Raw genomic sequence first — 14,432 nt, 5'->3', positions numbered from 1 at the left:
TCGCTGCCGGCTCCGCCGCCACGCCGCGCCGAACAGCCGCGCACTTCTCGTGTTCTTCAGGTGTTTCCCTAGTGATGTCGCCGCACCAAACACGAACCCGCTCACCCGTGCCGCCACCTTCCGCGGCTCCCCCGGTGCCGACGCAGCCCCTCCCACGTGCACTTTCGCACCGAGGCCCGACGGAACCACGGTTCTGGGGCGGTCTTGTGCCGTTCCGCTTACCTCGAACGAGCCCTGCGGATCTCGCATGCCTGAACCGTGAAGGCAGGTGATGCTCCATCACATCATCTGCGCACCCGCAGACTTGACTCGGACGCCTCCCGCGTCAACAACGACCACCCAGCGGTTCCGGAAGACAGCCCGAAGGGCGTGAAAGCGCCCATCAGGCCCGCAACCGCTGCCCGCCGGAGCCGTGCGGGGCATCCACCGTTGACCCCACGTGTGATCGAACTGGGGTGATCATGTGCGCTACGAGATCATTCCTTCCTGCTTCCGCTTTCGCCACATGCCTTGCAGGGAAATGTCCGGGTGCTGCCGAAAGGAGAGCGGGTGGGCGAATGGCGAATGCCAGAACGGCATGGAAGGAATAGGCGATCGACCGTCCACCCAGGGACGCATGCCGGAGCGGCGGAACGGGGCGCCCCGGCGCCGGCGCCCCGTCAGAGCGGGGAGCCGGGAAGTGCCTGGTAGATCTCTGCGAGCCGGGTCACCGACGGATGGGCTGCCGGGAACGCACGGTCGTCGATGCCGGTGACGGGACGGACCCCGACGGCGGCGTTGGTCGCGAACACCGCCTCGACGGAGTCGAGGTCCGCGAGGGCGACCAGCTCGGTGGGACCGTCGGTGGCACGCCGCAGGAGTTGCCGGGTCGTGCCGGCCAGCACCTCTCCGCCTGGCCAGACCACCTGTCCGTCGCGCACCAGTCCGATGTTCCAGGTGCCGCCTTCCAGGAGGTCGCCGTCGGCTCCCGTGAACAGCACGTCGTCGTAACCGGCCCGCTGGGCCTGCCTGCGCAGCCGCAGGGTGGGAAAGAGGCCGACCGACTTCACCTCGGGAAGGTCGCGGCGGTGGACCACCGAACGTACCCGCAGCGGACCGGGGGGCTTGTCGGGGGCGGGCCGGGAGGTCACCAGGATGCCCGGCCGGGCGTCCGCGGCGATGTTCCCCAGGTTCAGCGCCGGGTCGAAGACGGTGACACGGACGGTCGCCCGGCCGTGTTCCGGTGCCGCCCGGCGGGCGAGCTTCCGCACCCGGTCCGGGTCGAGCGCCGCGTCGAAGAGGGTCCGGCAGTCGCGGATGAGGCGTTCCAGGTGGAGCTCGAGCCCGCGCACCCGGCCGTTCTCGACGAGCAGCGTGGTGAAGTGGCCGTAGTCGGTGAGGGCGAGCGAGGCCAGCGCCTCGGGCCCGGCGGGTTCCCCGTCCAGTTCGATCATGACGTCACCCTGTCACTGTGCCCGCCGTACCGTGCGCGGAGCGCGCGACGGGGACGAGCGGGGGTGCGGACCGGCGGCCGGGCGGCCGCCGACGGAGCACACGGCGTACGGATCACTTGATGAAGTCCTCGACGACCTTCGGCGGCCAGGTGCCGACCTTGAGGACGCCCATGGAGTAGGCGCGGGAGACGAGGGCGGCGCGGTTGGGCACCTTGAGCTTCCGCAGCAGCCCGGTGACGTGGTACTCCACGCCCTGGCGGCTGAGGTAGAGGCGCGAGGCGAGCGGGATGGTCGAGACCCCGGCGGCTATGCCCTCCAGGATGCGTGCGTCGATCTCGCTGAGGAGCTTCTTGCGGGGCGCCATGATGTCCGCCTCCCCGGCCTCCTCCTCCGCGGCGTTCATCACCACGAGGATCGCGGCCACGTCGGGCGTGCGACCACCGCGTACCGCGAGCGCGTTCAACGGCAGCGTGGACGCCGTGCGTTCCTGGTCGACCGCGATGACCTCGGTGGCGAAGCGGTGCCGCTTGCCGTCCAGCATCCGCGCGAACTGGTGCATGAGGGGCTGCTGGACGCTCGGGTGGACGAGGTCGCAGAAGCGGCTGCCGCAGAGTTCGGAGGACGAGCCGCCGAAGCGGCGCTCGAACTCCTGGTTGACCTGCTGGATCGTGAGAGACGGGTCGAGGCAGGCGACATAGGCGCCGGCCCGGTCGAACCCGTCCGCGAGAACGGCGGCCCGTTCGGGCGAGCCGGTCGGGTCGGCCGTCGGCGCGGGATCCATGAGCGTGCTGTGGGGGGTGGCGGGCATCAAGGAACTCGTGACCTTTCTTCGTTTCGCATTACGGGGGCGGGTGGCGCGGCCCACGCTGATTAGGAGGCGACCGCGCCCAGGGCTCTTGAGAAAGGGCCAGCGACGAGAAAGAAGATGTTTTGGATCCTACGAAAGCGGCTATCGGCGGTCAACGCGGCCCAGGGCTGACCAGCCAATACTGTGGTAGCCCCTTCGGTAGGTACGGTCCCGTACCGAAGAGGTTCGGTCGGGTCGGTTCGGTGTACGTACCTCACCGCCTTGCACCACTCCCGTCTGCGGGGAAGGCCCGAATTCGGGCGACCGTCCCCCACCTGGGGACCCGATGGCCCTTGCCATCCCCTCACCGCGGTCCCGCACCCCGCAGAAATGGTGACGAACGTTCATCCAGATTTCCCGGCCGAGGACACAGACGGCTTTCGGAAGGCCGCCGAGGTCCAGGCAGAACAATGGCCGGAAGCAAGGAAGCCCGGCCCCCTCCGCACATATGCAGCGGAAGGAGTCGGGGCATTTCCCTTGGCGCGTATTACTCGCCGGTGCCCGCGTATTCCGCGCGCGAGAAGAGGACGATCAGTTCCCGGCGGCCGAAGATGCCCAGCCGCCGGTAGGCGTGGGTCAGGTGCTTCTCGACGGCGCGCGAGCTGACCCCGAGGGCGCCGGCGATCTCCTGGTTCGTCAGCCCCCGGCAGGCCAGCCCGACCACGCGGCGCTCGGTCGGGGTGAGCACGTTCTCCGGCGTGGCCGGCGGTCCGGAGCGATGACCGGCAGCCCGGGCCGCCCGTTCGGCCAGGCCGGGGGCGCCGCACGAGGTGGCCAGGGTGGCGGCTTCCCGGGCGAGCGCCCCGGTCTCGGCGCCACCGCCCAGGCGTTCGGCGAGGGAGAACAGGGCGCGGGCCAGTTCGAGCTGGTTGGCGGAGCCACGCAGCACGGTGACGGCCTCGCGCAGCAGACCGATGCCCCGGCCGCCGTCCTCCAGGCGGCCGAGCAGCCGCAGCGCGCGGCCCACCCCGACGGGAGCGCCCCACTGCTCGGCCCGCGCGTACTCCTCCTCGGCGAGGCTTCGGGCGGTGCGGATGTCACCCAGGCGGCGGTGGACGCCGACGGCCCAGGGGCGCCAGGGGAAGAGCACCGGGTTGTGCCAGCCGGCGGCCTCGAGCTGGCGGCCGCAGGAGTGCAGCGAGTCGAGGGCTCCGGTCTGGTCGCCTGCGGCGATCTCCCGGGTGGCCTCCAGCAGGCGCAGGATCCCGGTGAGGGTAAGGCCCTGCGACCGGATGCGGCTCGCGCGCCGCAGCACCTTCTCGGCGAGCGAGGGGTCGCGGGACTCCAGCGCGACGATGGCGTGCGTCATCGTCGCCGCGGTGTCCAGGCCCTGGTGCGCGGGCTCCGTCATCCCGAGGGCCGTCTCGGACTGCTCGCGGGCCTGGGCGAGCCGGCCGCGCCCGAGGTGGACGAGGGCCTGCTCGATGTGGACCAGGGCGTTGGCGGGGGTGGCACCCCGCTCGTTGGCACGGTGCTCGACGGCGAGCCAGGAGTCGACGGCCTCCATCGAATCGGCGGCGATCATCGTGATGATCGCCAGCGGGAGGGTGGAGTGGATGCGGGCGGAAGTGGCGGGCTCGCGGTCCAGGACGCGCCCGGCGAGGCGCACCACCTCGGAGGAGGGCAGGTGGCAGCCGAGGGTCGCGGCACCGAGCAGCGCGATCGTCAGCTCCCTCTCGCCTCCGGTGCCCACCGGAGGCTCGGGGCCCAGTTCCTTCAACCGGTGCGCCGAGGCGGCGAGTTCGTGGGGGTCCTCGTGGCCGCAGTGGCGCAGCCTGGCTTCCAGGCGGAGCGCGAGATCGCGGTCGGTGCCGGTGAGCCCGTCGGCGGGCCCGAGGTCCTCGGCGGCCTGGCGCAGCAGGTCGACGGCGGTGAGCGGGGCGGGGCCCAGCGCGGTCGGGGAGATGCGCAGGGCGGCGACGGCCCGGTCCCGGGGTTCGGGGAGCAGGGTCATGGCCTGGGCGATGTGGCGTTCGCAGGCGAGGGGGTCGAACCCTCTCTCCGCGGTACCCAGTTCGACGAGGAGGCGGCCTCGGCCGACGCCCGCGGCGGGGCTGTCCAGCAGGGCGCGGCACAGGTAGCCGGCGGCGGTGTCGGGGGCGCCGCGGCGCAGCGCGGTGTCGGCGGCGGCCCGCAGGACGTCGACGGCCCACGGCTGGCGCCGGGTGACGACGGCCATGAGCTGGGCGGCGACCTGTTCGGCCGGGGAGCCGGCGGCGTAGAGGAGGGCGGCGGCCTCGTCGTGCATCCGCTCCCGCTGGACCATGGTGAGGGTGGACTCTGCGGCGTCGCGGACGGACCGGTGGATGAAGCGCGGTTCGTCGGGGGCGGCGAGGGCACCGAGCGCGCCGAGGGCGCGCAGGGCCCCCGCGTAGCCGATCGAGTCGAGCCCGGCCAGTCTGGCCAGGGTGGGCGCGTCGCTCAGTTCGCCGAGGATCGCGATGGCGGCGGCGAGGTCGCGGACCGGGGCCGGCTGGGTGCGCAGGATGCTGGCGAGCCGTTCGCGCAACTGGGAAGGGCGCAGCCGGCGTGCCGTCTCGGCGTGTTCGGCGAGCGGGCGGCGGCCGAGGAAGCCGGTGCCGACGAGGATCGACATCAGGAAGAGCGGGTTGCCGACGGACGCCTCGTGGCAGGCCTGGACGAACTCGTCGTCGCCCGCCTCGCCGAAGTGCTCCCGGACCAGCTCCTGGGTGGCTGTCAGGCTGAGGGAGGCGGGGCGCAGGGTCTGGGTGGCCGCCTCGCGGATCTCACGGACGAGCGTGTGGTGGCTGCGGGGGTCCCCGTCGCGCAGGGCGCAGACGACGACGGCCCGCAGTCCGTGCAGCCGCTTGGCGAGGTAGGTGAGCCAGCGCAGCGAGGGCACGTCGGACCACTGCAGGTCGTCGACGAGGATGAGCAGGCGGCTCTCGGCGCTCACGTTGGCGAGCAGGGAGAGCAGTCCGTGCAGGACGGCCTCGGTGGCGGCGATGGCCTGGTCGGCCCCGGGCGGGGCGGCGTCGTCGGCCAGGACGTGGCGGGCGAAGGAGGCGTGGGCGTCCATCCAGCGGTCCCGGGCGTCCTCGGGCGAGTCGCCGAGCAGGGTCTCGAAGAGCTGCCGTACGACTCCGAAGGCGAAGTCCTGTTCCATGGAGGCCGCGTGGGCCCTCAGCACCCGGACGTCGTCCCGGTCGTCGGCCAGGCAGGACAGCCGCTGCAGAAGGGCGGAGCGGCCGATGCCGAGGGGGCCGGTGAGGAGGACGAGGGAGGACCTGCCTTCGGTCGCGGCGCCCAGGGCGGCGTCGACCAGGGCGATCTCGGTGGTGCGCTCCAGCAACATGCGATCAGCTGCCCTCCGCTTCTTGGACGAGTGCGCGCAGTTCCTCACGTCCGCGGATGCGGAGTTTGCGGTAGACGCCGCTGAGGCGCAGCTCCACGGCGCGCGTGGTCACGGCGAGTTCCGTGGCGATCTCCCGGTTGCCCAGGCCCTGGGCGGCGCGGGCCGCGGTCTCCCGTTCGACGGTGGTCAGGCCGTGCCAGACGGCGTCGTCGTGGCCCGGGGCCTTCGCGGTCCTCCGGCCGGTCAGCACCGCCGGGCGCGGGCCGGGGGGCCGGCCGAGGGGCCGGGCCGCGGAGGGGACGTGCGGACCGGGGGGTGGGACGACCGGCGGGAGCACCGTGGCGGCCGGGCCTAGGGCGACGGCGGCCCGGCGCTCGTTCTCCTCGCGCTCGGCGGCGGCCAGTTCGATGACGGCCCGGGTGTAGGCGGTGCGGGCGGGTGCCGCGCTGAGGGTGGCGACGGCGGCGCGGAGGTTCTCGACCCGGTTCTCCTCGGTGACGACGGCGAGGCTGAGCTGTGCGCGGCCGAGGGGCGCGGCGGCACCCCAGCGGCGGGCGAGGCGGACCTCCTCGTGGACCAGCCGGCCGGCCTCCTCGGTGTCGCCGAGGGTGTGGGCGGCCTCGGCGGCGAGGGAGCGCCAGGGCTGGACGGCGGGGTTGACGCAGCCGTGCCGCAGGAGCCAGCGACCGCAGGCGCGGAAGTGTTCCCTGGCCTGGTGGGGCTCGTCGGCCGTGCGGGCCAGCACCCCCCGGGCGAAGAGCAGTTGGGCGGTGGTGACGCTCTCGTGGGCGAGCGGCGGCAGCGGCCGGGCGGCGGTCTCGCGGGCCCGTTCGGTGTGGCCGTTCCGGAGATCGGTGATCATGCTCAGGGCGAGCCAGTACGGGAGGAAGAGGGGGTGGAGGCGGTCCAGCGGGAGTTCCGCCTGGGCGGCGGCCAGGTCACGGGCGGCGGCGTCGGGGCGGCCGTGGCGGATGTGCAGTTCGGCGCGGACGGTGAGGATGTGGGCGACCGAGATCGCCGCGCGCTCCCGGTGGGACTCGTCGAGCAGGGCACCGAGGTGGTTCTCCGCCTCGTCGCCGTCGTCGGTGAGCAGGAGGGCGCGGCAGCCGAGCAGCCGGGGTACGACGAGGAGCGGGCGGCCGGTGGCGGCGGGGACGAAGGCGGAGCGGGCGAGTCTGCGTACCTCCTCGCGGTGGAGGCCGACCACGCCGTGTTCCCAGGCCCAGACCCCCGCGACGGCCGGGTTGTGCACCGCGTCGGGCAGGGCGGGGACGGGGAGGACGTCGAGGTCGGCGTCGTCGTGGCGGAGGAAGGAGGCGACGCGGCACAGGACGGTCAGTTCGTGCCGCTCGGCGCCCGCCGGGTCCTCGTCCGGTCCGGCGGTGTCCGGTCGTCCTACGGCCTCGGGACCGGACGAGCGGGGGCCGCCGTGGGCGCGGGGCGTGCCTGGGAGGTCCGGCGCGGCGGATCTTCTCCCGTCCGGCCCGGCGGCGCCGGGCGGGGTGCCCGCGTAGGGACGGTGAGGGACGAGGTGGGTGCGGGGAGTCGACGGGGGCTCCGCCTCGGGCGGGACGGCCGGGGCGCCGGGCGGGCCACGTCGTGGTTCGGGGGCGGCCGGGGCCGAATCGATGGCTCCGGCGAGGGCGTGGCGGGCCGCACGGGTGTCTCCGCCGAGGAGGCACAGGTCGGTGGCGCGGGCCCGCAGTCCGGCGCCGGGGCCGGGCCGGGTGGCGCGGATGAGCCCGCCCAGGCGGCGTTCGGCGGCTGCGGGGGCGGTGACCATCTCCACGGAGGCCAGCTGGAACTCGATCCGGGCGCGGTCCTCGGCTGCCAGTGGCTCGTCCAGGGCGCGCGCCAGGTAGGCGACGGCCAGGTCGCGGCGGCCTCCGCGCAGCGCGGAGGTGAAGCCCCGCCGCAGGGTGTCGACGGCCCAGGGGTCGCCGACGGGGCGGGCCAGCAGCAGCAGGTCGGCTATGCCCTGGTCGTCGGCGGCGACGCGCTGGGCGAGCCCGGCGGCGCGTGCGTACAGCTCGGCCCGGTCCGCGACGGGCATCTCCTCCAGGACGCGGGCGCGTACGACGGCGTCCTGGACCCGGGGGTGACCGTCGCGCAGGGTGGTCAGACCGCTGGCCGCCAGGGCGGCGCGCAGGCGGGACTCGGAGACGGAGTGCGGTCCGGCGAGCGTGCAGACGAGGGGAAAGTCGAGGAGGTCGCCGCAGACGGCGAGGGCGCGCAGGGCGTCGACGGCGGCCGGGTCGCGAAGGTCGCTGAGGGCGCGGGTGGCGTGGTCGCCGACGACCTCCGCGGTCAGGGCGCGCAGTGGGTCGATCCGGTCGGCCCGGGGGCTGTGCCCCGCGCGGGCGAAACGGTCCAGCACGTCGTGGACCACGGCCGGGATGCCCCGGGTCGCCTCGGCGAGGGCCTCGGTGAAGGCGGGGTCCCCCGGGGCGCCGAAGGCCCGCAGGACGGCGGTGGCGGTGCCGCTGGAGGTGAGGGGCGGCAACGCCAGCTCGATGGTGGTGGCCAGTCCGGTCAGGGGGGTGCCGACGCTCCAGTCGGGCCGGGTGAGGGCGGTGCCGGTGGTGCTGGTGAGCAGGGCGACCGGGGCGCGGGGCAGCCGCCGGGCGAGGGCTTCCAGCCAGCGCAGGGAGGCCGGGTCGAGCCACTGGGTGTCGCGTACCACGAGCAGGGTGGGCCGGTCACGGACGGCGTTGAGCAGGCCGGTGAGGCCCGGCAGCCCGCCGGGCTGCTCGTCGGTGAGGAAGAGGCGCGGGGCGAGTGCGCGGTTCTCCTCCGCGAGGAGCTGGGCCACCACGCCGTACCGCACCTCGTGTTCGGCGGGGGTGGCGTGGGCGCTGAGGACGCGCAGTCCGGCGTCGGTGGCGTACGCGGCGGCCCAGCGCAGCAGATCGTTCTGGCCGAGCCCCGGTTCTCCGGTCACCGTCACCACCGCGGGGCGGCCGGAACCGAGCTCGCCGATCACGGCGGAGAGGGCGGCCAGTTCGCGGTCGCGCTCCAGGAGCGGGAGCTCGATGGGCGGCATGTGAAGATCATACATTTGCGCAGTGCAGCAGGTGAGCGTACGTAACCCACTGTTTTTCCTATGGATTTCTCCGCTTCGCATGTCCCGGCCGCCTCTCCGCAGCCGACCGAGCGGTGGGGCCGGCCCCGCGCAGAGCCTCGGTCAGATCGGCCCGGCGCGCGACTCCCAGTTTCCGGTAGACGCTGGTGAGGTGGAGTTCCACGGTCCGCACGGTGACGAAGAGGGACTCCGCCACTTCGCGGTTGCCGGCGCCCGAGGCGACCAGCCCGGCCACGGTGCGTTCGGTGCCGGTGAGCATGTCCAGCGGTGAGGCGGTGACCTCGCGCATCCGCCCGCCGGCCGCGATCAGCTCGTCGCGGGCGCGCCGGGCGAGGGCGACGCACCCGCACCGCCGGGCCAGCCCGACGGCCTCCCGCAGATGCTCCCGGCCCTCCCGCACGGCTCCGTCCTCCACCAGGGCGCGTCCCAGCAGCAACAGGCCGCGGGCGTGCCCGCTCCGCGCGGGCGAGTCCGCCAGCAGGGCGACCGCCTCACGCAGCGCCCCGGTACGCGCCGCGCCACGCGCCGCCGCGCCCCGGGCGAGCGCGGCGTACCCCAGGGCCCGGCGGGTGCCCCAGCGTTCGGCGAGCCGGGTGCCGTGTGCGGCGGCCCGCCCCGCCTCCTCGCCGCGTCCTGCCTCGCCCAGCAGACAGGCCGTCTCCAGCCACCACGGCGCGAGGACCGGGTTGGTGAGTCCGGCCTCCGCCATCGACGCGCCGCAGGCCCCGAAGACCTCCAGGGCTCCGTCCACGTCGCCGTCGGCGGCCAGCGCCCGGCCCCGCGCCATCAGGTACCAGTGGTACTCCCAGACGAAGCGGTCCAGGTGGGGGCGTTTGATGGCACCCAGCGCCTCCAGCGCGCGCCCCGGATCACCCCGCTCGGTGAGGACGGAGGCGTACGCCGTGTGCGGCATCGTGGCGGTGTCGCCCCAGCCTTCCTGGCCGAGGATCTCCAGCGCGGTCTGCGCGTCGGCCATCGCGTCCGGCACCGCCCCGTTCTCCAGGCGGAACAGCGACCGGGTGGACAGCGCGAGCACGTACGTCCAGACCGCGGCGGTGTCGCCGCTGCCGCGCAGCACGGTCTCCAGAACCTCCTCGGCGGCCTCGTTCTCGTCGGCCAGCGACAGGGCGAGCGAGGTGGGCAGCAGGGACCACACGCCCAGCGGCACCCCGGGGGCGCGCAGCGCGCGACGGGCCCGGCGTACGGTCTCCTCCGCTCCCCCGCCCTCGGCGGCGGAGAGCACGCTCAGCACGGCGAGTTGCTGACGCTGGGCGGGGGTGTCTCCCGGCTGCGGGGTGAGGCCGGAGGTCCGGCGCAGGACGTCGGGCAGGGTGGCCTTCTCGTCGGAGCCCACGATCAGCAGGGCCGACTCCGTGAGGGTGCGCAGTTCGCGGTCGGCGGGTTCGGGCTCGGGGCCCAGCTCGGCGTCGAGGGCGTCCAGCGCCTCGGTGAGGACCCGGGCGCCGTCCGGCGACTGCTGCACGGCGAGGCAGGTCAGGCCCAGCTGGACCGCTGTGGCGGCGCGGGCACGGACGTCCGTGGTCAGGGAGTGGGCCTCGTGCAGCAGGATCACCGAGCGGGCCGGGTCGGTCTCGGCCAGCGCCTTGCCGAGCCGGGAGAGGACGTCGGGGTCCTTCGGCTCGGCCTCGCGTACGCGCTCCAGGTAGCGGGCGGCGGCCTCACAGGCGCCGCGCTGTTCGGCCTGGGCCGCGGCGTCGCGGAGCACGGAGACCGCCCAGTCGTCGGGGGTGCCCGGGACCAGCAGCAGCTGCGTGGCGATCTCCTCGGGGGACCGTCCGACGTCGCTGAGGAGCCGGGCGGCGCGTCCGCGCAGGACGGCGACGCCCGGCGCGCCGACGGCGTCGAGGACCGCGGCGCGCACCAGGTCGTGGGAGAGCTCCAGGTGGCCGGGGTGGATCAGCCCGGCGTCGCGCAGGATCTCCACGGCCTCCTCCACGTGGACGACGGAGACCCTGCCGAGGGCGGCCAGGTACGTCGGGTCCTCGTCGCCGAGCACGGCCACGGCACGCGCGACCTGGTGCACCCAGTCCGGCTGGTGTTCCAGCACGCCCCGGACGGAGGCGGCGACGACCTTCCCGCCGGCCTGGGCGAGGCGTGCCGTCCCGGCGTCGTCGGGGCCCAGTCCGGCGGAGCGCAGGTCGCGCAGGAGCCGGACGATCTCCAGCGGGCTGCCGCCGGTCACGGAGAGAAGGCGGCCGACGAACGACGGCAGGGGGTCCTGCTCCGGGAAGGAGTGAGCAGTCAGCTCCGCCACCTCGGCGGTGTCCAGCGGGCCGATCCCGAGTGAGGCCGGCAGGTGGTGGGCGACCAGGTCGGCGAGGGCGTCGGGAGCGGTGAGGCCGGTGCCGGTGCGGTGGGCGGCGACGACGAGGAGCGGCAGGCCGTCGGCGCGGCGCAGCAGGAAGTCGAGCCAGCGCAGGGACCGCTCGTCGCACCAGTGGACGTCGTCGAGGACGAGCACCAGGGGGCCGTCCGCCATGAGGTTGGCCGCGAGCCAGTACAGGCCCTGGAGGACGGAGAAGGTGCTGCCGGGATCGGCGTCCAGCTCCCCGGGGTCGGCGGCCAGGGCGGGCAGCGCGCGCCGGGCGCCGCCTGCGAGGAGCGGGGAGGTACGGCCCTTGCGGCCGGTCAGGCCGAGTCCGCCGAACAGGGCGCGGACCCCGCTGTAGCCCGTGGCGACGTCGACGGCGCGGCAGGAGCCGTAGAGGGCGGTCATGCCGGCGAGGGGGCCGTCCTCGGCCAGGGCGGTGCGCAGCAGGGCGGTCTTGCCGATTCCGGCAGGGCCGTCCAGGAGCACCAGGCGGGGTCTGCCCGCGCGGGCGGCGTCCGCGTGCCGGGCGAGGGCGTCGAGCTGGTGGGCCCGGCCGACGAGGGGCGGGGCCGGGGGCACGGCACGGGACCGGTGAGGCATGGGGCTTTCCCTCGCGTCGACGGGGCCAGGGACGGCGGCCCGGCGGAACCGGACCGGTCCCGGGGCGGCGCCCCGGGACCGGTCACCTGCCCCACCGGACCCACATCTACGCACACCCGGGTGGCCGGCGCAGCGGCCCGGCGCCGAATCTAAGGATTTCCCCGGTGCCGGACGTGAGATCAAGTGGTGGTGCGGTCGGGGCCGCCCCTGTCCGGCCCGGCCGGCGGGCGGCATCCGCCACCGCCCCGCGCCCGTCCGCGCGTGACCGGCGGGGCGCGGCGACTGTCGCCGTCACTTCGTGAAAGGGCTCCCATGGACTCCGCCGCCCGGCCGATCCTCTTCGTCAGCCTCCCCGAGAGCGGGCTGCTCAACCCGTTGCTGGTGCTGGCCGGGGAGCTTGCCCGGCGCGGTGTGCCGGACCTGTGGTTCGCCACCGACGAGCACCGGCGCGAGGAGGTGGAGGCGCTGTCGGACGTCTCCAAGGTGTCGTTCGCCTCGCTGGGCGAGGTGGTCCCCGAACTGTCGGCGGTGACCTGGGACGACGAGGTGTACCGCGAGGTCACCCAGTCCTCCCGCTTCAAGGCCCACCGCGCGGTCGTCCGGCAGTCCTACCGGCCCGCGCTCCAGGCGCGCAAGTACCGCGAGCTGGAGCAGGTCGTCGACGAGGTGCGGCCGGCGCTGATGGTCGTCGACTGCGTCGCGGGCTTCGGCGTCGACCTGGCCCTGGCCCGGGGCATCCCGTACGTGCTGAACGTGCCGTTCGTCGCCAGCAACGTCCTGACCTCGCACAACCCGTTCGGCGCCTCGTACACCCCCAAGACCTTCCCGGTGCCCAACTCGGGGCTGCCCGCGCGGATGTCGGTGCGGCAGAAGCTGGCCAACACGCTGTTCAAGTGGCGGACGCTCGGCATGTTCCTGCACCCGGACATGGCGGCGCTGCTGCGCGAGGACGCCGCGATACGCAAGGAGCTGGGCATCGCCCCGCCGAACGCCATGACCCGGGTCGACGAGGCCGCCGCCGTGGTGTGCTCCTCCGTCGCGGAACTGGACTATCCCTTCGACATCCCGGACCGGGTGAGCCTGGTGGGCGCCGTGCTGCCGCCGCTGCCCGAGGCACCGGACGACGACGAGGTCACCAGGTGGCTCGACGCGCAGTCGTCGGTGGTCTACATGGGCTTCGGCACCATCACCCGCCTCACCCGCGAGGAGGTCGCGGCGCTGGTGGAGGTGGCCCGGCGGATGTCCGGCACCCACCAGTTCCTGTGGAAGCTGCCCATGGGGCAGCAGCACCTGCTGCCCGAAGCCGGGTCGCTGCCGGACAACCTGCGGGTGGAGAGCTGGGTGCCCTCGCAGCTCGACGTGCTGGCCCACCCGAACGTCTCCGTCTTCTTCTCGCACGGCGGCGGCAACGCCTACCACGAGGGCGTCTACTTCGGTAAGCCGCAGGTCGTGCGGCCCCTGTGGGTGGACTGCTTCGACCAGGCGGTCCGCGGCCGCGACTTCGGCATCAGCCTGACCCTGGACAAGCCGCACACCGTCGACCCCGACGACGTGGTGGACAAGCTGACCCGGGTCACCTCCGACCCCTCCTTCCGTACCGAGGCCGAACGCCTGGGCGCGCTGCAGCGGGCGGCCGGAGGCCGTGAGGCCGCCGCCGATCTCGTGACCGGCCTGCTCCCGGCGGCATGACAGCGGCCGCGCCCGAGACCGCCTGACCCATCGACCGACAGCAGCGAGGACCCCATGGCCTTCACCCATCCCGTCTCCCGGCCCGCTCTGGACGGCCGCGAACTGGAGTACGTATCCGACGCCGTCTCCGGCGGCTGGATCTCCTCCCAGGGACCGTACGTCCGGCGTTTCGAGGACGCCTTCGCCGAGTGGAACGGCGTGGCGCACGGTGTGGCCTGTTCCTCCGGCACCGCCGCCCTCACCCTGGCGCTGCGCGCGCTGAACATCGGTCCGGGTGACGAGGTGATCGTGCCGGAGTTCACGATGGTCGCCTCCGCGTGGGCGGTGACCTACACCGGCGCCACTCCGGTCTTCGTGGACTGCGGTGACGACCTGAACATCGACGTCACCCGCATCGAGGAGAAGATCACTCCGCGCACCCGGGCGGTCATGCCGGTGCACGTCTACGGCCGGCGCTGCGACATGGACGCCGTGATGGACCTCGCGCTGCAGTACAACCTGCGGGTGGTGGAGGACTCGGCGGAGGCGCACGGGGTCCGCCCGGTCGGCGACATCGCCTGCTTCTCGCTCTTCGCCAACAAGATCATCACGGCCGGCGAGGGGGGCGTCTGCCTCACCGACGACCCCCGGCTCGCCGAACAGCTGGCCCATCTGCGGGCGATGGCCTTCACCCGCGACCACAGCTTCCTGCACAAGAAACTGGCCTACAACTACCGGATGACGGCCATGCAGGGCGCCGTCGCCCTGGCCCAGACCGAGCGGCTCGACGAGATCCTCGCCACCCGCCGGGAGATCGAGGCCCGCTACGACGCGGGGCTCAAGGACATCCCCGGCATCACCCTGATGCCTGCCCGCGACGTCCTGTGGATGTACGACCTGCGTGCCGAGCGCCGCGAGGAACTCCGCGCCCACCTGGACGAACACTCCATCGAGACCCGGCTGTTCTTCAAGCCGATGAGCCGCCAGCCCGGCTACCTCGACCCGGTGTGGCCGACGCTCAACGCCCACCGGTTCAGCGAGGACGGGCTGTACCTGCCCACCCACACCGGGCTGACCGCCGCCGACCAGGAGTACATCACCGGCGCCGTCCGGGACTTCTACCGCGCGGGCTGACCGACGGCCCCCGCAGACCG

7 protein-coding genes are annotated in these 14,432 nt (G+C 74.0%); 2 read left to right on the top strand and 5 right to left on the bottom strand.

What is annotated here, in order from left to right; translation table 11 throughout:
* Positions 1-659: 659 nt before the first annotated feature.
* From ACSLIC_RS26280 to ACSLIC_RS26260, 5 genes are all read right to left on the bottom strand, one after another.
* Positions 660-1,433, bottom strand: a complete 774-nt coding sequence (locus tag ACSLIC_RS26280; RefSeq protein ID WP_436740185.1) for an aminotransferase class IV family protein — start codon at positions 1,431-1,433, stop codon at positions 660-662.
* Between the two features lie 112 nt (positions 1,434-1,545).
* Positions 1,546-2,241: a PAS domain-containing protein gene (locus ACSLIC_RS26275; protein ID WP_436740184.1), complete on the bottom strand. Its 696-nt coding sequence runs from the start codon at positions 2,239-2,241 to the stop codon at positions 1,546-1,548.
* A gap of 526 nt (positions 2,242-2,767) precedes the next feature.
* On the bottom strand, positions 2,768-5,596 hold the full coding sequence (locus ACSLIC_RS26270; RefSeq protein ID WP_436740183.1) for an ATP-binding protein: 2,829 nt from the start codon (positions 5,594-5,596) through the stop codon (positions 2,768-2,770).
* Positions 5,597-5,600: 4 nt separating this feature from the next.
* Complete coding sequence (locus ACSLIC_RS26265; RefSeq protein ID WP_436740182.1) at positions 5,601-8,639, bottom strand: AAA family ATPase; 3,039 nt, start codon at positions 8,637-8,639, stop codon at positions 5,601-5,603.
* A gap of 58 nt (positions 8,640-8,697) precedes the next feature.
* The gene (locus tag ACSLIC_RS26260) at positions 8,698-11,610 is read right to left on the bottom strand and encodes a helix-turn-helix transcriptional regulator (RefSeq protein ID WP_436740181.1); all 2,913 of its coding nucleotides are present in this window, start codon (positions 11,608-11,610) and stop codon (positions 8,698-8,700) included.
* 312 nt (positions 11,611-11,922) lie between these two features.
* Here ACSLIC_RS26260 and ACSLIC_RS26255 point away from each other — a divergent pair, with 312 nt between their 5' ends.
* Together ACSLIC_RS26255 and ACSLIC_RS26250 are read left to right on the top strand one after the other, a co-directional pair.
* Positions 11,923-13,299, top strand: a complete 1,377-nt coding sequence (locus ACSLIC_RS26255) for a glycosyltransferase (protein WP_436740180.1) — start codon at positions 11,923-11,925, stop codon at positions 13,297-13,299.
* Between the two features lie 54 nt (positions 13,300-13,353).
* Positions 13,354-14,412 carry a DegT/DnrJ/EryC1/StrS family aminotransferase gene (locus tag ACSLIC_RS26250; protein WP_436740179.1) on the top strand — a complete coding sequence of 353 codons (1,059 nt, stop codon included), beginning with the start codon at positions 13,354-13,356 and terminating at the stop codon, positions 14,410-14,412.
* The last annotated feature ends 20 nt before the right edge of the window (positions 14,413-14,432 follow it).

This window comes from Streptomyces sp. BBFR102 (assembly GCF_051397025.1).
Lineage (GTDB): Bacteria > Actinomycetota > Actinomycetes > Streptomycetales > Streptomycetaceae > Streptomyces.
This window is presented reverse-complemented; position numbering and strand designations above follow the sequence as displayed.

Bases quoted from the DNA above. Each gene is read 5' to 3' on its own strand.
- ACSLIC_RS26280 (WP_436740185.1), bottom strand. From the start codon at position 1,433: ATGATCGAACTGGACGGGGAACCCGCCGGGCCCGAGGCGCTGGCCTCG.
- ACSLIC_RS26275 (WP_436740184.1), bottom strand. From the start codon at position 2,241: ATGCCCGCCACCCCCCACAGCACGCTCATGGATCCCGCGCCGACGGCC.
- ACSLIC_RS26270 (WP_436740183.1), bottom strand. From the start codon at position 5,596: ATGTTGCTGGAGCGCACCACCGAGATCGCCCTGGTCGACGCCGCCCTG.
- ACSLIC_RS26265 (WP_436740182.1), bottom strand. From the start codon at position 8,639: ATGCCGCCCATCGAGCTCCCGCTCCTGGAGCGCGACCGCGAACTGGCC.
- ACSLIC_RS26260 (WP_436740181.1), bottom strand. From the start codon at position 11,610: ATGCCTCACCGGTCCCGTGCCGTGCCCCCGGCCCCGCCCCTCGTCGGC.
- ACSLIC_RS26255 (WP_436740180.1), top strand. From the start codon at position 11,923: ATGGACTCCGCCGCCCGGCCGATCCTCTTCGTCAGCCTCCCCGAGAGC.
- ACSLIC_RS26250 (WP_436740179.1), top strand. From the start codon at position 13,354: ATGGCCTTCACCCATCCCGTCTCCCGGCCCGCTCTGGACGGCCGCGAA.